We start from the raw sequence: 26,201 nt of genomic DNA, 5'->3' as shown, positions 1-26,201 counted from the left end.
TCCGGGTTCCCGCCCGCCGGCCGGTCAGTGCTGTGGGATGTGGGCGACGCCGATGCGCTTGCGGAACACCCAGTACGTCCAGCCCTGGTAGGCCAGCACGATCGGGGTGAAGAAGACCGCCACCCAGGTCATGATCGTGAGGGTGTAGGGGGTGGAGGCGGCGTTGGTGGCGGTGAGCGTGCCGGCGGCGTCCAGGGTGGAGGGCAGCACGTTCGGGAACAGGGCGGCGAACAGGGTGGCCACGGCCAGACCGATCGCCGCGGCGGTGCCGGTGAACGCCCAACCCTCGCGGCGTACCGTGGCGGCGGCCAGACCGCCGAGCAGGGCGAGCGCGGCGGCGACGGCGAGCACGACGGCGGCGGTGCTGGAGCGGATCGTCAGGGTCCAGCTCAGGAAGGCCACCGCGAGGACCGCCGCGGCCAGGCCCAGGCGCACGGCGAGCGCGGCGGCCCGGTCGCGGATGTCGCCGACGGTCTTGAGGGCGACGAAGACGGCGCCGTGGGTGGCGAACAGCGCCGCGGTGGTCGCGCCACCGAGCAGGGCGTACGGGTTGAGCAGGTTGAGCAGTCCGCCGACGTACTCGTGGTCGGCGTCCAGTGGTACGCCGCGCAGGATGTTGGCGAACGCGACGCCCCACAGGATCGCCGGCACGAGTGAGCCGAAGAAGATGGCCTTGTCCCAGCGGCGTTTCCAGGACGCCTCGGGACGCTTGTGGCGGTACTCGAAGGCCACGCCGCGGGCGATCAGGGCCAGCAGGATCAGCAGCAGGGGCAGGTAGAAGCCGGAGAAGAGGGTGGCGTACCACTCGGGGAAGGCGGCGAACATGGCGCCTCCGGCGGTGATCAGCCAGACCTCGTTGCCGTCCCAGACCGGCCCGATCGTGTTGATCATGACGCGGCGTTCCCTGTCGTCGCGGCCGAGCACGGGCAGCAGCATGCCGACGCCGAAGTCGAAGCCTTCGAGGATGAAGTAGCCGGTGAACAGCACGGCGACGAGGAGAAACCAGATGGTGGTCAGTTCCACGGTGGGGCTCCGGGCTCAGTAGGCGAAGGCGAGCGGACGCTCGGCATCGTCGGTGTCGTCGGGTTCGGGGGCCGGGGTGACGTCGGGTACGCCGGCCTTGGCGTAGCGGATCAGCAGTTTCACCTCGATGACGGCGAGGGCGGCGTAGATGAGGGTGAAGGCGGTGAAGGAGGTGAGGACCTCGGTGAGGGAGACGCTGCGGGACACGCCGTCGCGGGTGAGCATCTCGCCGAAGACGATCCAGGGTTGGCGGCCCATCTCGGTGAAGATCCAGCCGAAGGAGTTGGCCAGCAGCGGCAGGATCGGCATGGCCAGGCCGGCGCGGAGCAGCCATTTGCTGGTGGGCGTACGGCCCTTGCGTTGGCTCCAGAGCACCAGCAGGGCGATGGCGGCGGCGGCCAGCCCGAAGCCGATCATCAGTCGGAAGCTCCAGTAGGTGACCGGGATGATCGGGGTGTAGCTGCCGGCGCCGTACTGGGCGCTGTAGAGGGCCTGGAGGTCGTTGATGCCCTGCACGGTGCCGTTGGGGTCGCCGGTGCCGAGGTAGGACAGCAGGTACGGGATCTTGAGGGCGAACAGTTCGCGGCTGCCGTCGAGGCTGCCGATGGTCAGTACGGAGAACGAGGCGGGGCTCTCGGTGGAGTAGAGCCCTTCGGCGGCGGCCATCTTCATCGGCTGTACCTGCGTCATGATCTTGCCTTGGATGTCGCCGGTGATGACGACGACGGTGGCGGCGACCAGGGTGACCCAGGAGCCGAAGCGGGCGGCGAAGCGGTAGGCCGGGGTGTCGGCGCTGTCGCGGTTGCGGATCAGGTGCCACAGGGCGACGGCCACCAGCAGCGACCCGGCGACCAGGAAGGCGCCGGCGATGGTGTGCGGGAAGGTGATCAGGGCGACCTTGTTGGTCAGCACGGCGACGAAGTCGGTCAGCTCGGCGCGGCCGGTCTCCGGGTTGTAGCGGTAGCCGACCGGATTCTGCATGAACGAGTTCGCGGCGAGGATGAAGTACGCCGACAGGTTGGTGCCGATGGCGGCGGCCCAGATGCTGGCCAGGTGCAGGCGGGCGGGCAGCCGGTCCCAGCCGAAGATCCACAGGCCGATGAAGGTGGATTCGAGGAAGAACGCGACCAGGGCCTCGATGGCCAGGGGTGCGCCGAAGATGTCACCGACGAAGCGGGAGTAGTCGCTCCAGTTCATGCCGAACTGGAACTCCTGCACGATGCCGGTGACCACGCCCATGGCGAAGTTGATCAGGAAGAGTTTGCCGTAGAACTTGGTGAGCTTGAGGTACTTCTCGTCCCCCGTGCGGTGCCAGAGTGTCTGCAGGATGGCGACCAGAACGGACAGGCCGATGGTCAGCGGCACGAAGAGAAAGTGGTAGACGGTGGTGACACCGAACTGCCAGCGGGCGACGTCCAACGCGTCCACCTGCGACCCCCAGGCTATTCATACTACAAGACGTAGTAAATACTACAGCGCGTCGTACGTGGGTGGGCAGAGGCGGGCGGCCCGAACCGGACCGGGACCAATGACCCTGCTCACCTCTGCCGTACGGCCCGCCCTGGCCGCCACGCTGCCCGCCCGCCGTGCGACCATGTCCTGCTGATGGAAGCAGCCCACTCCCCCTGGCAGCCGCCGCTGATCTGGCGCGTCGCGCTGCTGCTGGCCCGCGTCGTCGTCGGGATGCTGGCCCGGCTGGAGGTCACCGGCGACATCCCGGCCCGGTTGCGCGGCGGGCCGCTGATCCTGGCCGCCAACCACATCAGCCCGTTCGACCCGATCGTGCTCGCCGCGGCCTGCCGCGCCCGCCGGGTGGCGCCCCGGATCATGGCCACCGGTGGGCTGTTCCGGGCACCGCTGATCGGCGCCGCGATGCGCAGCGCCGGGCACATCCGCGTCGACCGGGGCACCAGCGGCGTACACCGGGCCCTGGACGACGCCGCCGCCGCGGTCGCCGCCGGCGCGCCGATCCTGGTCTACCCCGAAGGACGCATCGGTCTCGACCCGCACATGTGGCCCGAACGCGGCAAGACCGGTGCCGCCCGGCTGGCCCTGGCCTGCGGCGCGCCCGTCATTCCCGTCGCCCAGTGGGGATCCCACGAGGTGCTGCCCTACCAGGCCCCCAAAGGGATGCTGCGGGGCATCGCTCGATCTCTGGTGCATCGTCCCACCGTCCGGGTGCACTTCGGTGACCCGGTGAACCTGGCCGAGGTGCCCCGCGCCGTGCCCGGCGCGGCCCGGTTGGCCACCGACCGGATCATCGACGCGCTCACCGACACCCTCGGCCCGCTGCGGCCGGACGAACCCGCCCGCCCCCGCCACGTCGACCCCAGCCGGCCGGTCGACACCAGCCGCGCACACCGGCGCCGCCCCGCCGCCGGCTGAGACCGTCGGGAACCCCGGACCGATCCTCGACGTCGCCGGGTGACGACTGCGCCCGCCGCAGCCGACGCGAGGCCCCGACGTGGCGGCGCTCAGGTCGCCTGCTGCACCGCCCGCAACACCTCGGTCACGGCCGAGGCCACCGGCGCCACCGGGGCGGCCAGCGCCGCCAGGCGCTGCAACAGCGCCGTCACCCGGGCCGGTTCCGGATCCGGGCGCGCCAGGTGGACCCGCAGTTCGGCGGCCACCGCCCTAGCCGGCTCCGGCAACTCGTCACGGTGCCGGTCGAGCGTCTGCACCAGGTGGGCCACCAGCGCCGGCACGTCCACCCCCGGCGCCGTGGCCCACAATCCCCCACCGACCGCGTGCGCCCCCGGACCCACCGCCTGGTTGCCGACCTGGCTCACCCCACCCGACTGCTGAATCCCGAAGTTGACCGAGTTGTCGGACGTGGTCATGACGGCCTCCCGGTGCCGGCTCGACGGCTCGTGCCCTGCGGCGACGGCTGCTCCGTGGTGCTCTGCTGCTCCGCTCGCGCCCCGGCACCCACCGCCTGGTTACCGACGACGCTGAGGCCGCCGGTCTGGATCACACCCTGGTTGAGGATCATGGTCTGCCGGGTGCGGAACTCGGCGGTGTCCACACCCTTGTCCTCCAGGAAGTCGACGATGGCGGCCAGCACGTGACGCTCGACCACCTTGAGATGCTTCGCGGCGTCGAGCACCTGGAAGTAGTTGTGGTAGGTGGTGCCGGTGGCCAACTCCCGCACCCCGGCCCGGGCACCATAGTCGTAGCCGAGGTCCTCGCGGGCCATCCGGCGCGACCGGGCCTGCCGGATCTGGTGACGCACCACCCGGACGCCGTCGCGTACCAGGCGCACCGGCGCGCCGAAGGCGGTACGCACCAACTGCTCGGCGGCCGCGGTGAACAACTGGACGAACTGACGCACCGGAATCCACTCGGTCAACCGGTCCACGTCGTGGTACTCGATGCGGGGCGGCTCCAGCAACGTCCGGGCACACTCCAGGTAGAGCACCCGACCATCGGTGGAGAAGTGCAGGAACGTGCAGGCCACCACCTCGCCGCCCCAGGACGGCACCAGGGCGCCCAGGAAGTGCCGTGCGGCGCCCTGCGGCCGGCTCGCCACCGCCCGCAGCCGCTCGTCGGACCAGCGTTGCCGGGGCATCCGGGTGCGGTCGGGCAGCAGCTGCGGGTCGTCGGTCAGCAGACCGCCGTGCACGAAGACCCGATCCTCCAACACCAGCCCCGCGAGCCGTTCCGGATTCAGCTCCGGGTCGCCGGCCGGGTCGAGTCGGATCGCCGCCAGCCGCCGCCGCACGTGGTCGATCAGATCCACCACGGCGAACTGTACGGTGGCGTCCGCGTCGTCGTCGGTGACCGGGGGCGACGGTTCGGGCAGTTGCTGTTCGGCCCGGTGGATCGGCAGGGCGAACGACCAGCCGGCCACCGGTGCGCCGTGCCCGACGAACGGGGTGTAGCCGCTGTAGATCGTCACGTTGCCGTGCTGGGCCGTGTCGACCTGGGCCAGGCGTGTCGCGTAGCGCTGCGGCACCGGGCCGGTGTCGGCCGACGTGGGCTGGAAGTGACCGCGCCGCAGCCGCTCCACCAGCAGCTGCCGGGTGCCCAACAGGTGCAGCACGAGGATCAGGTACGCGAGCAGCCCGGCCACCAGCGCCAGCCACGGCAGGCCGATCATCCAGCTGAGCGTGCCGTCCTCGCCGTCGGTGTCGAGACCGGCGAACTGTGCCACCAGCCACAGCGACACCACGGCCGTCGCCGCCATTGCCGCCACCGAGGCCAGCGGGCCGTGCCGGTTGGCCCGAGCCACCGACATGCCGATCGCCAGCACCGCCGCAGCCAGCAGCGTCCACAGCGGTGCCAGCAGCAGGGCCATGCTGCCGGCGATCAGCAGGCCGGCGTCGCGGCGGATGCGTCGCTGGCGTGCCTCCAGGCAGTGCCGCAGCACGGTGGTCAGGTCGAAGCCGACCGAGGGTGCCACCGCCCGCAACTCGTCGTCGAAGACCTCGGACAGGGCCGAGTCGGCGAACGTGTCGTCGGTGTGGGCCGCCACGCACAGGTAGCGGGTCGCCTCACTCGTGGCGTCCGCCGGGCCCGCGGTCGAGACCTCGGGGGTGACCTGCCGGATCACCATGTCAGTTGCCTCCCAGGCCGGGGACGGTCGGTCGGGACCGGTGCCGTCGGGTCGGCACCGCCGCCAGCAACAGCCCGACGACGAAGCCGCACAGCAGCGCCCGTACCAGTTCGTTGAGCAGTTCCGCACGCATCGCCGACCCGGCGTAGACACCACTGTCGACGGCCAGGTGCAGCAGGGCGCCGCCAACCATGGCGAGGGCTGCCGCCACCACCGTCGCACCGAGCGTGCCGAAGAACCGGTACGCCCGAGGCGGGGCGGCCCCGGCGGCCAGCCTGCGCAGCAGCACCAGCACGATCAGGACGAACAGCGCCACCTGGGCGGTGCGCGCGAGCTGGTAGCTGGACAGCGTCTCCGGGCCGTCGGCGCTGCCCCAGCGCAGCCAGGACAGCCCGACCAGCATCGCGTCGACCACGGTCGTGAGGATCCCGGCCGGACCGTCGACCCGGGGCAGGTTGACGCTCAGCTCCCGCAGCACCTCGTATCCCCAGGGGCTGCCGGCGACAAGTGTCGTCACCAGCAGCGCCCCGAAACCGGTCGGGAGGTGACGGGTCGCCGGGCGGCGTGGCGGCGCAACGCGCCCGGGCAGCGGGTGCACCGGACGGATGGTCAACACCGCCGACGTCGAGGGCGGGTCGTCGCGTCGCGGTGCGGGATTCGTCCACGCCATCACCGGGGCATTCTCGCCATCGCCGAGCGGGCGGGGAAGACTACTGTCCGGCATCTGGCAGTCACCAGCGGGTACGAGGTGGTGCGTGGACGACCGGACGAACCCGGCTCGCCGCCGGCCCGCCACCGGGCGGTCACCGGGGCCAGGCATACTGCGCCGCGTGCCCACGACCGCTCACCCCTACCTCGACGCACCCGCCCCGCTGGCCTTCGCCCACCGCGGCGGCGCCGCCGACGGCGACGAGAACACCACCGCCGCCTTCGCCCGGGCGGTCGAGCTGGGCTACCGGTACGTGGAGACCGACGTGCACGGCACCGCCGACGGGGTGGCCGTGGTGTTCCACGACGACACCCTGGAACGGGTCACCGGGCAGCGTGGCCGGGTGGGCGCGATGCGCTGGGCCGACCTGGCCACGGTGCGCGTCGGCGGTTCCGCCGTGGTGCCGCGCCTCGACGAGGTGCTCGGCGCGTGGCCCCAGGTGCGGTTCAACATCGACGTCAAGTCCGACCAGGGGGCGGCCCCCACGGTGGCCACCGTCCAGCGGGCCGGCGCCGGCGGGCGGGTGCTGCTGGCCTCGTTCAGTGACGCCCGGCTGACCCGGCTGCGGGCGTTGACCGGCGGGCGGGTCGCCACCAGCCTCGGGGTACGAGGGGTGGCCCGGCTGCGGTGGGCCTCGTGGACCGGGCGGCCGCTGCGGCTACCGCCGTCGGTGGTGGCCGCGCAGGTGCCGGTGCGCTACGGGCGGGTGCCGGTGGTCGACAGTCGTTTCCTGCGCACGGCCCACCGGCTCGGCCTGCAGGTGCACGTCTGGACGATCGACGAACCTGCCGAGATGCACGAGTTACTTGATCTTGGGGTTGATGGCATCATGACCGACCACGTCGGCGTGCTGCGCGACGTCTACCGCAGCCGCGGCCACTGGGCCGCCTGAACACCTGGGCGGAGGACCCCCATGGCCGAGACGGTCACCCCGGCGGCGCAGGACATCCCACCACCGGGAAGCACCCGCCGCGAGCGCACCGGCTGGTACTTCTACGACTGGGCGAATTCGGCCTTCCAGACCACCGTCATCACGGTCTTCCTCGGGCCGTACCTGACCAGCGTCGCCAAGCTCGCCGCCGGCTGCGAACCCGGTGCCGACAACTGCACCGGCTACGTCTATCCGCTGGGCATCAAGGTGGCCACCGGGTCGTTCTACCCGTACACGATCTCGCTGTCGGTGCTGCTGACCGTCTTCGTGCTGCCGGTGATCGGGGCAGTGGCCGACCGGTCGCTGCACAAGAAGCGGCTGCTGGCCGCCAGCGCGTTCACCGGCGCGTTCGCCACCACCGCGATGGTCTTCGTCACCGGCGACCGGTACCTGCTCGGCGGCGTGCTGCTGTTGATCGCCAACATCGCCTTCGGGGCGTCGATCGTGGTGTACAACTCGTTCCTACCGCAGCTGGGCGGGCCGGACGAACGCGATGGCATCTCCAGCAGAGGTTGGGCGCTGGGTTACCTCGGTGGCGGTCTGCTGCTGGGGTTGAACCTGGTCGTGGTGCAGTCGTTCGACAACGGCACCGCCGAACGCACCCTGGATATGGCCCGCTGGTCGATCGTGTCGGCCGGGCTGTGGTGGGCGGCGTTCACTCTGGTGCCGCTGCGGTGGCTGCGGGAGCACCCGACCGCCGCCGCGCTGGCCGCCGGTGGCCGCGGCAACGTGCTCACCGACGGGTTCCGGCAGCTCGGGCGCACCCTGCGGGGGATGAAGGCGTACCCGTTGACGCTGTTCTTCCTGCTGGCGTTCCTGGTCTACAACGACGGCATTCAGACCGTCATCACGCTGGCCAGCGTGTACGGCACCGAGGAGCTGCGGCTGGGGCAGAGCACCCTGATCGTGACGATCCTGCTGGTCCAGTTCCTGGCCTTCGGCGGCGCGTTGGCCCTCGGCGCGCTGGCCGGTCGGATCGGGGCGTGGAAGACGGTGCTGCTGAGCCTGGTGCTGTGGACCGCCGTGATCGTCGCGGCGTTCCGGTTGCCCGCCGAGGCGCCGCTGCCCTTCATGGTGCTCGGCGCGGCCATCGGCCTGGTCCTCGGTGGCAGCCAGGCGCTGAGCCGGTCCCTGTTCAGCCAGCTGATCCCCGCCGGCAAGGAGGGCGAGTACTACGGCTTCTACGAGATCAGCGACAAGGGCACCAGCTGGCTCGGACCAGCGGCGTTCGGTCTGGTGTTCCAGCTCACCAACTCCTACCGGGTCGGCCTGGTCTCGCTGCTGATCTTCTTCGTGGTCGGGTTCCTGCTGCTGCTGGCGGTGCCGATCCGGCGGGCCATCGTCGCCGCCGGCAACACCCCGCCCCGGGTGCTCTGACCCGGGCGACGGTGCGATGATCGACACCCCGGCCGGGTCGACCGCGCGGCCCGGCGACGCACCGCACTAGGCTGCCGGTCCGTGACGACCGACGACGCCGTACCGACCTGCCTGGCCCGCCCGACACTGCCCGGTACGGGCGACAACCCGGCCGGGTGTGTCGCCGCCCGTGGCGTCGACGGGCGACCGGCGCACGCCGCCGCGCTGCGGTTCTACTGGGGACCGATGGACTGCGGCAAGTCCACGATGGCGCTGCAGATGAACTACAACCATGCCCGGCAGGGCCGCCGGGGACTTGTCACCACCCGCATCGACCGCTCACTCGGCCCGCAGGTGACCACCCGCATCGGGCTGGCCCATGAGGCCATCGAGGTGACCGACTCGCTGGACCTGCGCACCCTGGTACGCGACGCCTGGGCCGACGGGGTGCGGGTGGACTACCTGATCTGCGACGAGGCCAGCTTCTACGCGGTCGAACACGTGGAGCAGATGGCCGACCTGGTCGACAGCTACGACGTCGACGTGTACGCCTTCGGCCTGGCCACCGACTTCCGCTCCAGCCTGTTCCCGGCGGCGCAGCGGCTGTTCGAGCTGGCCGACTCGGTGGCCCGGATCCAGGTCGAGGTGCTCTGCTGGTGCGGCCGCGAGGGCCTGCTCAACGCCCGCGTCGCCGACGGGCGGGTGGCCCGCGAGGGCGCGCAGGTCGTCATCGGCGACACCGTCGACACCGCCGACGTGCGGTACCAGGTGCTCTGCCGGCGGCATCACCGCGCCGGTGACCTGGGCCCCCGCAGCGCCGCGCCCGGCACCTGAGCACACGCCCCTGGATAACGAAACGATCACCGCTGCGAACCTTTCCCGGGACCCGGCCCCTTCTGGTGCATGACGGGAGCATCCAGGGGGCCGCACCGGCCCGCGAACCGGCGGGGGTAAAGGACACATGAGGTTCGCGTTGCGGCGTGCCCGGGCCACGAAGGGCCTGCTGCTGGCCGCCGTCGGGGCGGCGCTGGTGGCCACCGTCGCGCTCACCGGCCTGGCCGCGTACAACCGGGACGTCGTCGACTCCGGCACCCGCAACGTGCTGGCGGCGGCCACCGCCGAGGAACGCTCGATCCTGGTACGCGCTTCCGCCGGACGCACCGATGCGGTGCTGCGGGACCGTGACGGCGCGTTGCGGGAGCGGGTCGCCGCCGACCTGGCCGGCCTGCCGGCCCGGGTGAGCACCGCCGGGTACGCGGCCGGTCGACAACTGCGCGGCGACACCGGTGACGCCGTCGCCGACCGTAGCGGGGCCACCTACGCGTCGGTGATGTTCCTCGACGATCTGCCCGCGCAGGCCCGGTTGACCTCGGGGGCGTGGCCGCAGACCGGGGCCGATCCGGTGCAGACCGCGATCGCCGAGGTGGCGGCGACGACGTTGCGGGTGGGCGTCGGCGACCGCATCCCGATCACCGACGGGCTCAGCGGGCAGGTCACCGAGGTCGTCGTGACGGGCGTGTTCACCCCCGTCGATCCGGATGCCGCGTACTGGCGGCTGGCGCCGGAGACGGCGACCGGTTCGCTGCCGCAGGCGGCCACCTACGGGCCGATGACGGTGTCCCGGGACGACTTCGTCACCCACTTCCTGGCCAACGCCTCCGCCGGCTGGCTGGTCGAGCCGGATCTGGCCGGGGTCGACCCGACCGCCCTGGACCGGCTGGCCGAGGCAGCCACCCGGATCACCACGAGCAGCTCGGCGCAGGCCGGCCTCGGCGATTCGGCGGTGGTCACCGGTGACCTGGTGGACCTGGTGCACCGGCTGCGACAGGCCACCCTCGTCGGCCGGTCCGCCCTGGTGACCCCGATGCTGCTGGTGGTGGTGCTCGGCGGGTACGCGCTGCTGCTCGTGGCGATCCTGCTCACCGAGCACCGGCGGGGTGAGACCGCGCTGCTGCGGGCCCGGGGCGCCGCCCGCTGGCAGCTGGCCGGGCTGACCGCCCGGGAGGCCGCGCTGGTCGTCCTGCCGGCCGTGGTCCTGGCCCCACCGCTCGTCGTGGAGCTGCTGGGGCTGGCCGACCGGCTGCCCGGACTCGCCGCCGTCTCGCTACGGTCCGACCTGTGGGCCGACCCGACGGTGTGGCTGGTGGCCGGGCTCGCGGCAGCCGGCTGCGCGGCGGCGATGATCGGCCCGAGTCTGCGCCGGGGCGACAGTTACGTCGCCGACCTGGCCAGCCGCTCCCGCCCGAGCCGGCGGGGCATGGTGCAGCGGGCCGGGTTGGACGTCGTGCTCGTCGGCCTGGCCCTGCTCAGCTGGTACCAGCTGAGCAGGTACTCGTCCCCGCTGTCCCGGGCGCGCGGCGGTGAGCTGGGCGTCGATCCGCTGCTGGCGGCCGCGCCGACGCTCGGTGTGCTGGCCGGGGCGGTGCTCGCGCTGCGGCTGCTGCCGCCGCTGGTGCGGCTGACGGAACGCTGGGTGGACCGCCGGCCGTGGACCGGCGTCATGCTCGGCACCTGGCAGGCGGGCCGGCGTCCGCACGCCGGTCCGGTGCTGCTGCTCGCCCTCGCCGTGGCGGTCGGCACCCTGGCCTGGTCGCTCGCCGGGACGTCGCAACGTTCCCTCGACGACCAGGCCGCCCACCGGGTCGGTGCCGACCTGCGGTTGACCGAGGCCACCGGTGCCGCCCCCGACGGCCGCGCCGACCAGCTCGCCACCCTGCCGGGGACCCGGGCGGTCCTGCCGGCCTGGCGGGAGCCGGTGCGGCTCGGTGCCGGCGCCGAACCGGCCACCATGGTGGCGGTCGACGCCGGTGCCGCGGACGAGGTGCTGCGGCTGCGGTCCGACCTGGCCGGCGGATCCACCGACCGGCTGCTCGGTGGCCTCGCGGACGCGCGGGTGCAGGCACCGGAGACGGTGTTGCCGGTGGGCACCCGGCGGCTGACCGGCCAGCTGCGCACCCGGGGCGACGTCGACGACGGCCTGCGCATCCGCCACGAGGTGGTGCTCAGCGACACCCGGGGCGAACACCGCCGGGTGGCCCTGGGTTCCACCGGCCGGGGTGGTGAGCCGCTGCGGTTCTCCGTCGAGCTGCCGGCCGGCGACGGGCCGTGGCGGCTTGCCGGCTTCACCGCCGAGACCCTCGGCGGCCCACGGCTGAGCCTCGACTGGCGGTTGTCGAACCTGCGGGCCAGCCCGGACTCCACCACCGGCACACCGGTGGACCTGGCCGCGGACGGACCGTGGCAGCTGGTCGACCGCGCCGGCACGGCCACCGCGTCGAGGGTTTCCGGCACCACCCTGGCCGGTCGCTACGAACGTGACATACCGGCGGGCTGGTTCGCCCGGAACACCCCGGTGCAGCTGGCCGTCACCCGTCCGACCGGTACGGTCCGGGTGCCGGTGGTCGCCACCGGTGCGGCACTGGACATGCTGCACGTCGGCGTCGGTGCGCAGACCCGGCTGTTCCTGGGTGGTGCCGAGGTCGACGTCGTCCTGGTGGACCGGGTCGCGGCGCTGCCCGGTGACGTCGAGGACGCCGCGTTGCTTGTCGATCTGCCGTCGCTGCGTACCCGACTGTTCCACGAGCGTGGCATCGTCCGCGCGCCCCAGGAGTGGTGGGTCGCCGCCCGGACCGGTGCGGCGGCACAGGTCGCCGGGGCCGCCGCCGCGCTCGATGACCTGACCGTCCTGGATCGCCAGGACGTCGCCGACGAGCTGGCTCGCGACCCGTTCGGGGTGGGTGCCCGTGGTGCGCTGTTCGTCGCCGCCCTCGCCGCGGTGCTGCTGGCCGCGGTGGGGGTGGCCGTGGACGTCAGCGCCACGGCACGGCGCCGGGCCAGGGAACTGGCGGTGCTGCACACCCTCGGCGCGGGTCACCGGCTGGTGGCCCGGTCGCTGCTGGCCGAGCAGTCGTTCCTCGCCGGCATGGGTGTGCTGGTGGGGTTGGCCGTGGGCATCGGTGTGGCGGCGACGATGGCCCCGCTGGTCATCCTGACCCCGTCGGCGGACCGCCCCGATCCCCCGCCGCTGCTGAACGTCGACTGGCCACCGGTGCTGGGTACCGCCGTCGGACTGCTGGCGTTGGCCCTGGCGTTCAGCGCCGCGGTGTCGGTACGCGTCCGACGCCGGCTCACCGCCGCGCACCTGCGCACCGGGGAGGACCAGTGAGAGTGAACCTGAGGCGGATCAGGGCGTACGGCGGGCAGGTGGGGCTGCTGGCGGTGCTGGGGTTGGTGGCGGCACTGCTGCTGACCGCTGCGCCCCGACTGACCGGGGAGTACGCCGATCGGGGGTTGCGCGCGGACGTGGCCCGGCTGCCGCACCTGGTTCGTGACGTGTCACTCGCCGGGCAGCGGCCCGCGCCCGTCGCCGATGGGCAGGCCGACCTGGACCGTTACGCCGCCGAGCTGCCGGCGCCGCTGCCGGACCTGGTGCACCGGCGGTGGTACGCGGCGTCGCTGGATGAGGAGCAACTGTTCGCCGTCGGCGACGAGCCGCCGATGGACGGCGGCGCCCGGAAGATGTTCGGGCTGCGCGCCCAGACCGACGTCGTGGAGGCGGCCGAGCTGACCGCGGGTCGCTGGCCCCGCACCCGCCCGGGCGGTCCGGCGGAGGTGGTGGTGTCGGGGTCGGTGGCCGAGACGCTGTCGTTGCGTGCCGGTCAGCGGCTGCGGTTCGCCGGGCGCGATGGTCAGGCCGACGCGCACATCGTCGGGGTGTTCGAGCCGCGCGACGCGGGTGACCCGGTCTGGGACGACCTGGGCTACGCCCTGGAGCCGGTGATCCCGGTGCTGGACGGTGAGCCGTACGTCGTGGCGGGGGTGACCGACTGGGTCGGGGTGGACGTCGTCTCCGCCGGCAGTGGTGTCCCCGCAATCAGCGGTTGGCGGTATCGCCTCGACGAGCGGCGGCTGCACGCGCAGACGCTGGAGTCGGTGACGGCGGCGGTGGCCGAGGCCCGCCGCATGTCGTGGAGTTCGCAGGCGACCGTGCAGACGTCGTTTGACGGCGCGCTGTCGCGGTTCGCCGGTCAGTTGCGCGCCGTGCAGGCCCTGCTCGCGGTGGTGCAGGCGGGACTGGTCGCCAGCCTGCTCGGGTTGATCGTGCTGGCGGCACGGTTGACGGTGCTGCGGCGACGTGACGAGTTCGCGTTGCTGCGGGCCCGGGGCGCCGCCCTGACCGCCATCGGGCTGCGTACCCTGGCCGAGTCCGCGCCGGTGCAGCCGCTGGCGGTGCTTGTCGGTTGGTTCGTCGGCAGCCGGGTGCCGGGTCGCGACGGGGCGTTTCCGTGGTTGGTGCTGGCGCTGGCGGTGCTCACCACCGCCGTGGTGCCGGTGTTGGCGATGCACTCGCAGCGGCGGGTCGCGGTGGTGACCGGACGCGCCGATGCCGCGTGGCGACGCCCGTCGGCCCGGCGGCTGACCGTCGAGGCGGCCGTGCTGCTGCTGGCCGTGCTCGGGGTGGTGTTGCTGCGCCGCCGTGGTCTCGATCCGGGTGCCGGTGTCGACGCGTACCTCACTTCGGTGCCGGTGCTGGTCGCGGTCGCCGCGGCGCTGGTGGCGGTGCGGCTGTTGCCGTGGCCGCTGCGGGCGGCCGGTCGGCTGGCCGCGCGGGCCCGGGGCGCGGTGCTGTTCCTCGGTGTCGCCCGCGCCGGACGGGGTGCGCCGGTGGCGTTGGGGCCGTTGGCGGTGCTTATCGTCGCGGTCAGCACCGGGGTCTTCGGCGGGGTGGTCACCACCACCGTCGCGGCGGCCCGGGACCGGGCGGCCACGTTGACGGTGCCGGCGGACGCCTGGCTGACCGGGTACACCTTCTCCCCCGACGCCGGGGACGCGTTGACCGGGGTGTCCGGGGTGACGGCGGTGGCCCGGGTGTGGGTGGACTCGAATCGCCGGCTGGTGCCGGACGCGGGGTTGCCGTCGCGGCAGATCGGCACGGCCCGGGTGCTGGTGGTGGACGGCCCGGCCTTCGCGGAGGTGGTGGCGCACAGCGGTGTCGAGGTGGACGTGCCGGCCGCCCTGCGGGCTGCCGCCCGGGGTGACGGGCCGGTGCCGGCGGTGGTGTCGTCGGAGGTGGCCACGGAAATCGGTGACCGGGCCGCCGTCGACGTGCAGGGCCGGTTGTACGAGTTCCGCGTCGCCGAGGTGACCGACGCCTTCCCGGGCGTGGGGTTGGGCACCGAGCGGTTCGTGGTGCTGCCGTGGCAGGCGCTGCCCGAGTACGAGTACACGCCGATCATCCCGAACCGGTATCTGGTCGCCGGTGACGACATCGATGAGGCGCAGTTGTTGGGGGTGGCCGACGACGCGCAGCGGCGGCGGCAGTCGGCGGTGCTCGGTGCGGCGGTGACGCGTACGCAGATGCCGGCGGCCCTGGACACCTGGCGGGCGTACCGCGCGGACCTGGACCGGACCGGAGCCAACGACGTACTGACCCTGGCGTTCACCGCCGGCGCGGTCGGGGGCACCGCGCTGGCGGTGCTCGCCGTCGGGTTCTCGGTGGTGGCCGACGCGGCGGGGCGGGGGCGGATGCTGTCCCGGTTGCGCACCCTGGGCCTGTCCGTCGGCCGTGGCCGGCGGCTGCTGGTGTACGAGCTGGTGCCGTTGGTCCTGGTCGCGGCGTTGACCGGGGCGGCGGTGGGGGTGGCCCTGCCCCGGATCCTGGGGCCGACCCTCGGGCTGTCCGCCTTCGTGCCCGGCGTGCCAGTCCGCGATCACCTGGATCCGCTGGTCCTGGCCTCGGTGTTGGGGCTGGTGGTGCTGGGGCTGGTGACCGGGCTGGCGGTGGAGAACCTGTGGAACCGACGGATGCGCCTCGGTGAGGTGCTGCGTCTAGGAGAGGAGAACCCGTGACGGTGGTGTCGGAGGTTCCGGACCTGGCGACGTTGCAACGGCGTGCGGCGGAGCGGGCCGCCGCACGGGCCGGTGGCACGGATCGCCTGCGCGGGCACATCGTCTGCGACGGGCTGGTGCGCATCTTCACCAGCGAGGGGGTGGAGGTCGTCGCGTTGCAGGGCCTCGACCTGGTCGTGGACCGTGGTGAGCTGCTGGCCATCGTGGGCGCGTCGGGTTCCGGCAAGTCGACGGTGTTGAACATCCTGTCCGGGCTGGACACGCCGACCGCGGGGATCGCCCGGGTGGCCGGTTACGACCTGCTGACCATGTCGGCCGCCAAGCGGTTGCGGTACCGGCGGCACACTGTCGGGTTCGTGTGGCAGCAGACCGCACGCAACCTGCTGCCGTACCTGACCGCGCGGGAGAACGTGGAGCTGCCGATGCGGCTGGCGCGCCGGGGTGGCCGGGCCGCTCGGCGGCGGGCGGCGGAACTGCTGGAGATGGTCGGCGTCGGCTACTGCGCGGACCGTCGACCGGGGCAGATGAGCGGCGGCGAGCAGCAGCGCTGCGCCGTCGCGGTGGCGGTGGCCAACGACCCGGAGGTGCTCTTCGCCGACGAGCCGACCGGTGAGCTGGACGAGGCGACGGCCGGTGAGGTTTTCGCCGCGCTGCGCACCATCAATGCCGAACTGGGGGTGACCGTGGTGGTGGTGACCCATGACCCGCAGGTCGCCTCGCAGGTGCGACGTACCGTGTCGATCCGCGACGGCCGTACCGCCTCGGAGGTGCACCGCACCGCGCGGATCGGGGCCGACGGCGTCGAGGAGTTGGTGACCGAGGAGTACGCGGTGTTGGACCGGGCCGGGCGGATGCAGCTTCCGGCGGGTTTCGTCGACGCATTGGCGCTGCGGGACCGGGTGCGGTTGACCCTGGAGCCGGACCACGTGCAGGTCCGTTCCGGCGACGAGAGGAGCGCGCGGTGAGCGAGCAGGATCTGATCCGGGTCGACGGGCTCAGCCGCGACTACGGCGGTGGTGACCGGGTGGTCCACGCGGTGCGGGACGTCTCGTTGCGCGCCGGCCGCGGTGAGCTGGTCGCGGTACGGGGTCGTTCCGGGGCGGGCAAGACCACCCTGCTGAACCTGATCGGTGGGCTGGACCGGCCCACCTCGGGGCGGGTGTGGGTGGCCGGCCAGGAGGTCACCGCGGCCAGCGAGAAGGAGCTGCTGCGGTTGCGTCGGGACACCATCGGTTTCGTGTTCCAGTCCTTCGGGCTGATTCCGATCCTGTCCGCGGCGGAGAACGTGGGGGTGCCGATGCGGCTGGCGAAGGTACCGGCCGCGCAACGTGAAGAGCGGGTGTCGGTGCTGCTGGAACTGGTCGGGTTGGGTGGTCACGCGGCGCAGCGGCCGTACGAGATGTCCGGTGGGCAGCAGCAGCGGGTGGCGATCGCCCGGGCGTTGGCCAACGATCCGGCGCTGCTGATCGCCGACGAGCCGACCGGCCAGTTGGACTCGGAGACCGGCCGGGCGGTGATGGACCTGCTGCGGGCGCTGGTGCATGCCCGGGGCATGACCGCGCTGGTCGCCACGCACGACCCGACGCTTGTGGAGTTGGCCGACCGGGTGCTGGTGCTGCGCGACGGTCGGCTGGTCGAGGCGGCCGAGCCGGCCCGGGTGTGACCGCGCTGGACGGGGTGCCCGGTCAGTACGGGTCGCCGCAGACCCGCCATCCGCCGTCTTCCCGCACCACCGACAGGTCCCGCTGTTCGGTGCTGCCGCTGTCGCGGGTCAGCAGTACGGTGACCTTGCCGTGTGGTCGGCCGCCGCGGGTGGCCACGGACACGTCCACGATCTCGTAGTCGCGCACCACCGGCGGGGTGCGTACCCAGCTGGTGAAGCCGATTTCGCTCCACCGGGTGCGCGCGTCGGCGCAGAGCCGCTCGTACGCGCTGCCGGTGTCGCCCGCGGTGACCTCGCGCAGGAACCCCTCGGCGGTCTCCCGGACCGGGGCGGCGGCCTGGGTGACCAGTTGCAGGTTCCAGGCACCCAGACCGGCGACCCCGACGCAGCACAGCGCCACCCCCGCTCCGGCGACGGCGAGGCCGGTCCGCATCGGATGGCGTCGCCGGGCCGGTCTGCTCCACGGCTGCGCAGCCCCCACACCACTCGACGGTAGAGAATCGGCCGCCGCGGCGGGCGGAAAGTGGGCGTGGCCGCACGGGACCGCGTCCCGTCCGGCCACGCCGGGATAGGTCGGTGCTCAGGCCTTGATCTCCTTGCGGCCGTTGCCGGTCGCGCTGATGGTGACCCGGCGGGGCTTGGCCCGCTCGGCCACCGGGATCCGCAGCGTCAACACGCCGTTGTCGTAGCCGGCTTCGAGCTTGTCGGTGTCGAGGGTGTCGCCGAGGAAGAGCTGGCGGTTGAAGACGCCCATCGGACGCTCGGCGGCGACCAGTTCGACGTTGTCACCGGCGGGGCGGCGACGTTCGGCGCGGACGGTCAGCACGTTGCGCTGCACGGTGCATTCGATGCTCTCCGGGTCGACTCCGGGCAGGTCGAAGGCGGCGTAGAAGTGGTCGCCGTCGCGGTAGGCGTCCATGTGCATGACGGCCGGGCGGCTGGTGCTGCCGAAGAACTGCTCGGCGAGCCGGTCGATCTCACGGAACGGGTCGGTGCGCATCAACATCGGGTACCTCCTCGGTTCTCCTGGCCGAAGGTCCTTAGTTGAGTCTGTACGACTCAACTTCCGCTTCCTTATTAGCGCGCCCGCACGCGTGTCGTCAAGTCGGCCGGTCGTGCCCTACCGACCTGGCGGGCACGGGCGACAATGTCACCGTGACAACGGCGACGCCGCGGGTCCGAACCGGTGCGACACAGCAGCCGCCGGCCCCCGATCCCGGTCCCCGGACCACCGGGCCGTGGCTGGTCGCCGCGACGGTAACCCTGGTCCTGCTGGCACTGGCCCCACGCTACGGCTACCACCGCGACGAGCTGTACTTCCTGCTCGCCGGCAGGCATCTCGACTGGGGGTACGTCGACCAGGGGCCGTTGGTGCCGGCGCTGGCCCGACTCGCCGACACGGTCGCCCCCGGCAGCCTGCTCGCCCTGCGGACGCCGTCGGCGCTGCTGGCCGGCGGCGCGGTGCTGCTGGTCGCCGCGACCGCCCGGCAGTTCGGTGCGGACCGGAGCGCACAGACGTTCGCCGCCCTGCTCGGTGCCACGTCGGGGATCGTGCTGGCCACCGGCCATCTGCTCAGCACCAGCACCGTCGACCTGGTGGTCTGGTTGGCCGCCGCGCTGTGCACGGTGCGACTGCTGAGCACCGGGGACGGCCGGTGGGCCCTCCCCGTCGCGTTGGTGCTGGGCGTCGGCATGTTCAACAAGCTGCTGCCCGCGTTGCTCGCCGTGGGGTTGGTGGCCGGGCTGGCGCTGGCCGGGCCTCGCCGGCTACTACGCGACCGTTGGGTGCTGGCCGCCACCGCGCTGTTCGGGCTGCTCGCCGCCGCGAGCCTGACCTGGCAGGCGGTCCACGGTTTTCCGCAGCTGGGAGTCGCCGCGACGATCTCCGGCGGGGACAGTTCCTACAGTGGCCGGGTCGACGCCCTGCTGCTGCACTTCGTGATCATCAGTCCGTTCGTGGTGCCGATCTGGGTGACCGGGCTGGTGGTGCTGTTGCGCCGGTCCGGCTGGCACACCTACCGGGCGCTCGGCTGGGCCTGGCTCGTGGTGACCGGCATCGTGCTGTTCGTCGGCGGCAAGGGCTACTACGACGCCCCGCTGCTGCTGGTACTCACCGCCGCCGGAGCGGTCGTCGCCGCCGGCTGGGCAGCGCGCAGTCGGGTACGCCGCGCCCTGCTGGCGGCGGCTGTCGTCCTCACCGCCGCCAGTAACGCGGTGCTGTTGCTGCCGGTCCTGCCGGCCGACCGGCTGCCCGGCTTCGTCGTGGCGGTCAACTACGACGCCGGGGAGACCATCGGCTGGCCGGCGTTCACCGACTCGCTGGCCGCCGTGTACCGCACCCTGCCGGCGCAGGAGCAGGCCCGGGCGGTCATCCTCACGGGCAACTACGGCGAGGCGGGCGCGGTGGCCCGCTTCGGTGCGCAGCGCGGGTTGCCCGCCGCGTACTCCGGGCACAACAGCATGGTCGACTTCGGTCGGCCGCCGGACGGCACCGACGTGGTGATCGCCGTCGGGTGGTCGCGGCCGGACCGGTTGCGGTCCTGGTTCACCGACGTCACCCTCGCCGGGCGGGTGGACCTGGGGGTGACGGTGGACAACGACGAGAACGGCGGACCGATCTGGTTGTGCCGTGGGCTACGGCGTCCATGGGCCGACATCTGGGACACCGAGGTACGTCACCGGGGGTGACCGGCCGCGGCGCGGACCGCCACGGCAAGCAGATCGGGCGGGTTAAGGTGCTGCGATGGGTACCCACTCCGCCGCGGTCGAGGCGCTCAAGACCGACCCGCGCACCGCCGCACTGCGCCGGTCGTTGGAGGTCTACTACGGCAACCCCGACCGGGACGCGGCGATGGACGCGTTCTACGCCCGCTTCGTCCGCCCCGGTGACCTGGTCTTCGACATCGGTTCGCACGTGGGAGACCACATCGGCAGCTTCCGCCGGCTGGGTGCCCGGGTCATCGCCGTCGAACCGCAACCCCTGTGCCTGCGGGCGTTGCGTGCCATCTACGCCGACGACGACCAGGTCACGCTGATCGAGGCGGCCTGCGGGGCCCAACCCGGCCGGATCGGCTTCCTGGTCAACTCGGCCAACCCCACCGTCTCCACCGCCTCCACCGACTTCGTCACGGCCGCCGCGGGCGCGGGCGGCTGGGAGGACCAGGTCTGGGACGGTCAGATCGAGGTACCGGTGACCACCGTCGACACGATGATCGCCGAGCACGGCACGCCGACCTTCGTCAAGATCGACGTGGAGGGCTTCGAGGACGCCGTGCTCGCCGGGCTGAGCCGTCCCCTGCCGGCCCTGTCGTTCGAGTTCACCACGATCGGACGGGCCGTCGCGCTGCGGTGCCTGGACCGGCTCGCCGTGCTCGGTTTCGACGGATTCGACGTGGCGCTCGGCGACGACAAGTCGCTGACCCTCGGGCGCTGGGTCGATGCCAAGGAGATGGCCGCGCACCTGCTCGCGCTGCCACACGAGGCCAACTCCGGCGACGTGTACTGCGTCCGCACGACGCGCGGTTGATCCGCCGGTCAGCCGCGGCGGCGGGCCCGGGCCGCCCAGATGGCGTACGCGGGATCCCGGTCCAGGTTGTGCCGGTCCCGGTCGTAACGGCGGGTGGTACGCGGATCGGCATGGCCCATCGCGTCCTGCACGTCCTCCAGCGGCACCCCCTCGGACCGTGCGGTGGTGGCGAAGGCGTGTCGCAGCGAGTGCGGTGACAGCCGCGCCCACGCGGCGATCCCGGCGCTGCGGGCGAGCCGCCGGACCAACCGGAACACCGAGTGCCGGTCGAGGCGGGCGCCGCTGGCGGTGACCAGCAACGGGCCGGTCAACTCCGCCACCTCCACCCGCCGCGCGGCGGCCCGCTCGGCCAGGTACGCGTCGACGGCGTACGCCGTGCCCGGAGTCAACGCCCGGCGGCGCGACCGGCCGCCCTTGCCAACGAAGCGCACGCTGCGGTGTCCCCGCTCGGCGCCCAGGTCATCCAGGTTGAGCGAGACCAACTCCCCCACCCGCAGTCCCAGATCGGCGAGCAGCGCGACGGCGGCCCGGTTGCGGGCAGCGGTCGGCCCGGTTTCGGCCTCGGCCGCCGCGAGCAGCGCGTCCACCTCGTCGGGGGCCAGTCCGACAGTGGCCGAATGGTCCCGGTCGACCCGTGGTCGGTCGGCTCCGGCCACCGGGTTGAGTTCCACCGCCCGCAGTTTGATCAGGAAGTCGTACCAGCTCGACAGCGCGGACAGCTTCCGAGCCACCGTCGCCGGGGTCAGCGGGCGGCCGGTCCGGGCGGAGACGCTGTTCTCCAGTGCCCGCCCGTACTCGTTGACGTGCAGGAAGTTCGCGCGCAGCGGGTCCAGTTGCCGGGCGGCGCACCAGGCCAGCCAACCGGCGACGTCCCGGCGGTACGCATCGCGGGTGTGCTCACTCAACCGCCGGTTACGCAACCATGCGTCGGTGACGGCCATCGGCCCGTCGGGCAGGGCCGGATAGGCCGACGGGCGGTACTGCACCGAAGTGTCGTGCGGACGCATGTGAAAAATGCTCTCAGCCCTGCTGTGGGTTGACGATCAGGCGCGCCGACACATCATGATCGGCTGCCCGGTACGCGGGGACACCGGGTCGTACCCGGCCCCTACGCTGACCCGGTGCTGTCTCAGGTCAACGGTCTGTCCCGACACTTCACCGAGGACACCCTCCGGGCGTACCTGATGGGTCGGTCGGTGCGGTCCGACACCGGATGCCTCATCGTGCGCGGCTACGGCAGCCGGCGCGGCGTGCACCAGAAGCTCGCGGGCCGGGCGTGGGCACACATCGCCGCGTACGTGGTCTTCGTCGGTGGCTACGACCCCACCCTCGAAGTCCACCACGACTGCGGAGTGCCGGACTGCATCGAGCCGACCCACCTGCGCCAGCTCAGCCACGCGGACAACTGCCGGGCACGGACCCAGCGGCCACGCTGCCGCAACGGGCACGAGCGGGAGACCGAGCCGGCGACGGGTCGCCTGCGCCGGGTCTGCCGCACGTGCAACCGGCTGGCGCAGCAACGCTGGCGGGAACGCCAGGCGGCAGAGGTGGCGCAGGCCCGTGCGGCGTACGGTCGGACGTCCTCCTGACCGCCCCCGCCCCGGCCGCTTGCGGTGGCGGGGGCGGGGGCGCGTGCGGCATCGGCGTGGTTCCGTGGCCGGGCGGGCCGCAGGGAACCACCCGGCCGCCCCGATCAGTCCCCGGCCATCACGGTGAAGGTGAACCCGGTACTCCTCGGACGGCGCAACGGAATGTCGCACTTGATCCGGCGCAGTACCTCGCCCCGGCTGAGGCCGAGCCCGTGCGCGATGAGTCGTTCCGGACGCACCGGTACCGGATCGGCGAAGACGACCGCCACCTGGACCGGCCACGTCCCGTCGAGCCACTCCGACGGGGTGTCCAACCGCCACGCCCCCGTCCAGTCGAGGGCGAAGCGGTTGCGGTGGGCCAGCAGCGGATCCAACAGTCGGGACGCCACCAGCGACGGATCGTTGAGACGGTAACCGCGTAACTCGGCCGGATCGAAGGATCTGACCGGGGTGCGTTCGTGCACGGTGAGCTTGCTCGTCCGGTCACAGGACACGCAGCGGACCAGCAGCCACACGTCCAGCAGCTTGCCGTTGGCGTTGACGCGGAACCTGCCCTCGCCGGTGGTGGCCGACTCCGACCCGCAGTCCACGCACCGCCGCAACAGCAGCGGCAGCCTGGTCCGACGGACGACCCAGGGCAGCACGATATGAGGTTGTGTAGACACGATTGCTCCAGAGACCTGACACGAGGCCGATTGAGCGCGGCCTCAAGCGCGGTACGACCGGGCGCACAAGGGCAGCCCGGCAGAGCCGACGGGAGCGTCGGCTACCGGTGAGCGGAAGATGTCAGGTCTACAGAGCAGGCGGGGTCACGCGGTTTTGTCCTCTGCCTCACGGCCACGGGTCGCAGGCAACCTACGGGAACCACAAAGCGGGACTCAACCGGTTTCGCCGGTCGGTGCGAGCCGGCGTCAGCCCGGGGCGAGGACGCAGAACTCGTTCCCCTCGGGGTCGGCGAGGCACCTCCACGACACGTCGCCCTGGCCGACGTCGACGACGGTCGCGCCGAGCGCCTCCAGCCGGGCCACCTCCGCCGCCTGATCATCACCGGCATACGGCTTGAGGTCGAGGTGGGCCCGGCTCCACCAGGTCCTCGCCCCGGGTGTGCGACGGAACAGCAGGTACGGCCCGACCCCCTTGGCCGAACGCAGCCGTGCATGGTCATCGCTCACCTCGTGCAGGGCCCAGTCCGTCGCCGCACTCCAGAAGCGGGCCATGGCACGCGGATCCGCGCAGTCGACCACCACCGCGGCTATCGGCCCGGTGTCCCGGTAGATCTCCCGAGGCTCCAACACACAGAACACGTTGCCCTCCGGGTCGGCCAGCACCGTCCACGGGACATCGCCCTGACCCACGTCCACGCGCGTCGCACCGAGATCCATCAGGCGGCCGACCAACTCCGCCTGATGGGCTGCGGAGGTGGTGGCGAGGTCGAGGTGCACGCGGTACCGCACCGTCTCCGGATCCGGCACGACGACGACGTCGACGCAGACGGCGGTTGGATCCGGCCAGGTGAATCCCAGAGGCTCGACGTTTGTGACCCCGGGCTCCTCGCTGGCGACACCCCAGCCGAGGGCGTCCGCCCAGAATTGGCCGAGGGCCACCTCGTCCCGAGCCTTGAAGTTCACCTGAACAAGCCGCAGCGCCATGCCGCCACCCTATGCCCGGCCGGATCGGCTGGTGAACGACCCGCGTACACCAGGGCAACCGCTTACGCACATTAACAGTCATTATGATGTGCATACGTTATGTCCGGTTATGGAAGTCTAGTTATTGAATTGCCGTAACCGATAATCCGATAATGCGCGAGACGGTGGGTGCCTGTCGTCGGCGGCCAGCCGCTCGGCCAACCCAACCGGATGCCCCGGCGCAGCGCTTCGGACTTCGTCGCGGCCGTCCACGAGATGGTCACCAGCGCGGTGCGCCACGGCGGCGCCACGGCCGGCTCGACCCGAGCCTGTCGGAGCGCACCCTGATCTGCCCGATCAGCGACCACGGCCGCGGCGCGAGCGGGTACCCGCCGGCCCCGCCGCCGAATGACCGGCTCGGCGCTGCTGCCCTACCTGGCCCGCTGGTTGACCGGAGCCCTATTCTCGCGGCTCGCTCGGCAACTGCGGTGGCACCACAGCACCGCACGCAACACGGCAAGTGCACGACAAGACCTTGACGTAACTCCAGGTCAGGGCAACCGCAGGGGGAGCCGACACAGGTTCGGGGCTCCGCCTGACCAGCAAGGATCCGCCGCACGTGTGCGGGGCCATGAAGTCGCGTGAGGCTCCGACATCGGCGAACAGCACCGCAGGCAGTGGAAGAAGAGGAAAGGGAGGGCTGGACGCCGTTGGATCGCCCGCCGTCAGGACGTAGTGCCAGTTCTGCGGTGGGCGCCGTTGCCCCATCGAACGTGAGGTGGTCTCCGGTCACGCTTATGCGATCCTCGCACCGCATGCCCGTAGCGGCACGGTGCGGACACGAGAACCCGACGATCCTGTCGGTAGATGGTGTATTCAACCCGCAACCCTGGGCCCCGGCGCGTTCTGCGCCGGGGCCCTCGTTCATGACGAGGAATGTATGGCCCAACCGGACGACATGCTCACGACGACGACTACCCCGCCTACACCATGGGCCGTGCCGCCGAGATCGTGGGCGCCTCGCAGGACTTCCTGCGCCGCCTCGACGAGGCCAAGCTGATCATCCCGTTCCGCTCCGCCGGCGGACACCGCCGCTACTCCCGCTACCAGCTGCGCCTGGCCGCGCGAGCCCGGGAGATGGTCGACCACGGCACCGCTCTCGAAGCCGCCTGCCGGATCATCATTCTCGAAGACCAGCTCGAAGAAGCCCTCCAGCACAACCGGGACCACAAGTGCCGCCCGCAGCCGGGCGCTGCCTGACTCCACGCCGCACGGTCCTTCCCCACTACGGGAGGGACCGTCTGTCGTGTCCCGAAGAACCTGCGGACGCCGGGGTACCGCGCCGCTGAGACCAGGGATACAGCCAGGACATCGGGGCTGCTACGGGGTCGCCTGTGCTAGTGTCTTTTCTGTTGCAGTTTTGATTTCCGTAGACGTTTCCGGCGCCTGATGGGTTATCTGAAACCTGTCCGGCGCTTTTTCGTTTGTCGTGTCGGTTCGGCGCGGGCGATCAACGCGGCGGCGTACGAGTCCGCACACCGCGGTCTCCACCAGCCTGCGAAGGAGCAGACATGGCTACAGGTACCGTGAAGTGGTTCAACGCCGACAAGGGCTTCGGCTTCATCGCCCAGGACGGCGGCGGCGCCGATGTCTTCGCCCACTTCTCCGCGATCTCGTCGAGCGGATTCCGCAGCCTCGACGAGAACCAGCGGGTGGAGTTCGACATCACCCAGGGCCAGAAGGGCCCGCAGGCGGAGAACATCCGGCCGCTCTGATCCCATTCTGCGAACGGCGGCCCGACTGGTTCAGCGGGCCGCCGTTCGGCATTTCCGTGCCACGTCACCGACAGGCCGGTCACTCCCGTCCGCTCATGGCTCACGCCGGCCCGTCACGCGGTGCCGCGGCGGCGGAACCAGGAGCGCCGGCGCGGCACCGACGGTGCCGCGGCGGGTGCGGGCGGGACCGCGTTCCGCCGCTCGTCCTGCCACCGCCGTACCACCGCGTCGGCGTCGGCCGGACGTACCGCGATCCGGGGGCCGGACGGGTTACGCAGCCAGGCCAGCACCTCCGCGTTCAGCTCGGCCACGACCGCCCGCACGGCCTGCTCGGTGAGCAGATCCCGGACCTCGTCGGGCAGTTGCTCGATGCGGCGACGCAGCAGCAGCGGAGCGGGCAGCAACAGGTTCGTCGGCAGCTGTTCGCGCTCCAGGAAACTCTTGATCCACCAGGACTCGTCGTAGGGCAGGCCCCGGCCGGCGATCGGCTTGCCCGCACCGGGCAGATTGTCGAACTCGCCGCGCTCCTGCGCCGCCCGGATCTGCGCCTCCACCGACGCTTCCCAACGCATCTCCACCCTCGCCACCTCCCCGGAC

Annotated in this window: 24 protein-coding genes; 13 read left to right on the top strand and 11 right to left on the bottom strand. The window is 72.1% G+C overall.

Features of this window, described 5'->3' with window-relative positions; translation table 11 throughout:
• Nucleotides 1–24: 24 nt before the first annotated feature.
• Together cydB and AB0J93_RS11745 are read right to left on the bottom strand one after the other, a co-directional pair.
• Nucleotides 25–1,023, bottom strand: a complete 999-nt coding sequence (gene cydB / locus AB0J93_RS11750; protein ID WP_363920792.1) for a cytochrome d ubiquinol oxidase subunit II — start codon at nt 1,021–1,023, stop codon at nt 25–27.
• Nucleotides 1,024–1,038: 15 nt separating this feature from the next.
• Nucleotides 1,039–2,451, bottom strand: coding sequence for a cytochrome ubiquinol oxidase subunit I (locus tag AB0J93_RS11745; protein ID WP_363920790.1), 1,413 nt, complete (start codon nt 2,449–2,451; stop codon nt 1,039–1,041).
• 177 nt (nt 2,452–2,628) lie between these two features.
• On the opposite strand from AB0J93_RS11745, the gene AB0J93_RS11740 reads away from it, so the two are divergent.
• On the top strand, nt 2,629–3,408 hold the full coding sequence (locus AB0J93_RS11740) for a lysophospholipid acyltransferase family protein (RefSeq protein ID WP_363920788.1): 780 nt from the start codon (nt 2,629–2,631) through the stop codon (nt 3,406–3,408).
• Nucleotides 3,409–3,497: 89 nt separating this feature from the next.
• On the opposite strand, the gene AB0J93_RS11735 is transcribed toward AB0J93_RS11740, so the two are convergent.
• Genes AB0J93_RS11735 through AB0J93_RS11725 form a run of 3 tightly spaced genes read right to left on the bottom strand, consistent with a single transcriptional unit; the run spans nt 3,498 to nt 6,302 of the window.
• On the bottom strand, nt 3,498–3,863 hold the full coding sequence (locus tag AB0J93_RS11735) for a hypothetical protein (protein ID WP_363920786.1): 366 nt from the start codon (nt 3,861–3,863) through the stop codon (nt 3,498–3,500).
• A complete protein-coding gene (locus tag AB0J93_RS11730; protein WP_363920784.1) occupies nt 3,860–5,578 on the bottom strand; it encodes a hypothetical protein in 1,719 nt (572 codons plus the stop codon). The genes AB0J93_RS11735 and AB0J93_RS11730 overlap by 4 nt, the downstream gene beginning before the upstream one ends.
• 1 nt (nt 5,579) lies before the next feature.
• Nucleotides 5,580–6,302 carry a hypothetical protein gene (locus tag AB0J93_RS11725; RefSeq protein ID WP_363920782.1) on the bottom strand — a complete coding sequence of 241 codons (723 nt, stop codon included), beginning with the start codon at nt 6,300–6,302 and terminating at the stop codon, nt 5,580–5,582.
• A gap of 106 nt (nt 6,303–6,408) precedes the next feature.
• Between AB0J93_RS11725 and AB0J93_RS11720 the strand changes: the two genes are divergently transcribed.
• The 7 genes from AB0J93_RS11720 (at nt 6,409) to AB0J93_RS11690 (ending at nt 17,086) form a co-directional block, all read left to right on the top strand.
• Nucleotides 6,409–7,179 carry a glycerophosphodiester phosphodiesterase gene (locus tag AB0J93_RS11720; RefSeq protein WP_363920780.1) on the top strand — a complete coding sequence of 257 codons (771 nt, stop codon included), beginning with the start codon at nt 6,409–6,411 and terminating at the stop codon, nt 7,177–7,179.
• 21 nt (nt 7,180–7,200) lie between these two features.
• Nucleotides 7,201–8,595 carry an MFS transporter gene (locus AB0J93_RS11715; RefSeq protein ID WP_363920778.1) on the top strand — a complete coding sequence of 465 codons (1,395 nt, stop codon included), beginning with the start codon at nt 7,201–7,203 and terminating at the stop codon, nt 8,593–8,595.
• Nucleotides 8,596–8,721: 126 nt separating this feature from the next.
• Entirely contained in the window at nt 8,722–9,408 is a 687-nt protein-coding gene (locus AB0J93_RS11710; RefSeq protein ID WP_363920917.1) for a thymidine kinase, read from the top strand.
• A 127-nt stretch (nt 9,409–9,535) separates the two neighbouring features.
• Nucleotides 9,536–12,739: an ABC transporter permease gene (locus AB0J93_RS11705; RefSeq protein WP_363920776.1), complete on the top strand. Its 3,204-nt coding sequence runs from the start codon at nt 9,536–9,538 to the stop codon at nt 12,737–12,739.
• The gene (locus AB0J93_RS11700; RefSeq protein WP_363920774.1) at nt 12,736–15,423 is read left to right on the top strand and encodes an ABC transporter permease; all 2,688 of its coding nucleotides are present in this window, start codon (nt 12,736–12,738) and stop codon (nt 15,421–15,423) included. The genes AB0J93_RS11705 and AB0J93_RS11700 overlap by 4 nt, the downstream gene beginning before the upstream one ends.
• Entirely contained in the window at nt 15,420–16,388 is a 969-nt protein-coding gene (locus AB0J93_RS11695; RefSeq protein WP_363920772.1) for an ABC transporter ATP-binding protein, read from the top strand. Before AB0J93_RS11700 ends, AB0J93_RS11695 begins: the two co-directional genes overlap by 4 nt.
• On the top strand, nt 16,385–17,086 hold the full coding sequence (locus AB0J93_RS11690; protein WP_363920770.1) for an ABC transporter ATP-binding protein: 702 nt from the start codon (nt 16,385–16,387) through the stop codon (nt 17,084–17,086). The genes AB0J93_RS11695 and AB0J93_RS11690 overlap by 4 nt, the downstream gene beginning before the upstream one ends.
• Nucleotides 17,087–17,108: 22 nt before the next feature.
• Here AB0J93_RS11690 and AB0J93_RS11685 read toward each other — a convergent pair whose 3' ends face one another.
• Complete coding sequence (locus AB0J93_RS11685) at nt 17,109–17,567, bottom strand: hypothetical protein (protein WP_363920768.1); 459 nt, start codon at nt 17,565–17,567, stop codon at nt 17,109–17,111.
• Between the two features lie 99 nt (nt 17,568–17,666).
• A complete protein-coding gene (locus AB0J93_RS11680; RefSeq protein ID WP_363920766.1) occupies nt 17,667–18,092 on the bottom strand; it encodes an Hsp20/alpha crystallin family protein in 426 nt (141 codons plus the stop codon).
• A 149-nt stretch (nt 18,093–18,241) separates the two neighbouring features.
• On the opposite strand from AB0J93_RS11680, the gene AB0J93_RS11675 reads away from it, so the two are divergent.
• Together AB0J93_RS11675 and AB0J93_RS11670 are read left to right on the top strand one after the other, a co-directional pair.
• Nucleotides 18,242–19,774 (top strand): glycosyltransferase family 39 protein, encoded by a 1,533-nt coding sequence (locus AB0J93_RS11675; protein ID WP_363920764.1) that lies wholly within the window; start codon nt 18,242–18,244, stop codon nt 19,772–19,774.
• Between the two features lie 55 nt (nt 19,775–19,829).
• Nucleotides 19,830–20,612, top strand: coding sequence for an FkbM family methyltransferase (locus tag AB0J93_RS11670; RefSeq protein WP_363920762.1), 783 nt, complete (start codon nt 19,830–19,832; stop codon nt 20,610–20,612).
• A gap of 8 nt (nt 20,613–20,620) precedes the next feature.
• Here the strand turns inward: AB0J93_RS11670 and AB0J93_RS11665 are convergent, their stop codons facing one another.
• Complete coding sequence (locus AB0J93_RS11665) at nt 20,621–21,619, bottom strand: tyrosine-type recombinase/integrase (RefSeq protein WP_363920760.1); 999 nt, start codon at nt 21,617–21,619, stop codon at nt 20,621–20,623.
• A 114-nt stretch (nt 21,620–21,733) separates the two neighbouring features.
• Here AB0J93_RS11665 and AB0J93_RS11660 point away from each other — a divergent pair, with 114 nt between their 5' ends.
• Nucleotides 21,734–22,201 carry an HNH endonuclease gene (locus AB0J93_RS11660; protein ID WP_363920758.1) on the top strand — a complete coding sequence of 156 codons (468 nt, stop codon included), beginning with the start codon at nt 21,734–21,736 and terminating at the stop codon, nt 22,199–22,201.
• Between the two features lie 104 nt (nt 22,202–22,305).
• On the opposite strand, the gene AB0J93_RS11655 is transcribed toward AB0J93_RS11660, so the two are convergent.
• A complete protein-coding gene (locus AB0J93_RS11655; protein WP_363920756.1) occupies nt 22,306–22,866 on the bottom strand; it encodes a DUF1062 domain-containing protein in 561 nt (186 codons plus the stop codon).
• 246 nt (nt 22,867–23,112) lie between these two features.
• Nucleotides 23,113–23,850: a VOC family protein gene (locus AB0J93_RS11650; protein ID WP_363920754.1), complete on the bottom strand. Its 738-nt coding sequence runs from the start codon at nt 23,848–23,850 to the stop codon at nt 23,113–23,115.
• A gap of 915 nt (nt 23,851–24,765) precedes the next feature.
• Here AB0J93_RS11650 and AB0J93_RS11645 point away from each other — a divergent pair.
• Together AB0J93_RS11645 and AB0J93_RS11640 are read left to right on the top strand one after the other, a co-directional pair.
• A complete protein-coding gene (locus AB0J93_RS11645) occupies nt 24,766–25,089 on the top strand; it encodes a MerR family transcriptional regulator (protein WP_363920752.1) in 324 nt (107 codons plus the stop codon).
• Nucleotides 25,090–25,400: 311 nt separating this feature from the next.
• On the top strand, nt 25,401–25,604 hold the full coding sequence (locus tag AB0J93_RS11640; protein ID WP_099845825.1) for a cold-shock protein: 204 nt from the start codon (nt 25,401–25,403) through the stop codon (nt 25,602–25,604).
• Nucleotides 25,605–25,717: 113 nt separating this feature from the next.
• Here the strand turns inward: AB0J93_RS11640 and AB0J93_RS11635 are convergent, their stop codons facing one another.
• A complete protein-coding gene (locus AB0J93_RS11635; protein ID WP_363920915.1) occupies nt 25,718–26,176 on the bottom strand; it encodes a DUF1992 domain-containing protein in 459 nt (152 codons plus the stop codon).
• Nucleotides 26,177–26,201 lie beyond the last annotated feature (25 nt).

The sequence above is a fragment of the Micromonospora sp. NPDC049374 genome (assembly GCF_040677165.1).
In the GTDB taxonomy this organism is placed as follows: Bacteria; Actinomycetota; Actinomycetes; order Mycobacteriales; family Micromonosporaceae; genus Micromonospora.
The sequence above is the reverse complement of the archived record's forward strand: the minus strand, read 5'-3'. Positions and strand labels throughout refer to the sequence as shown.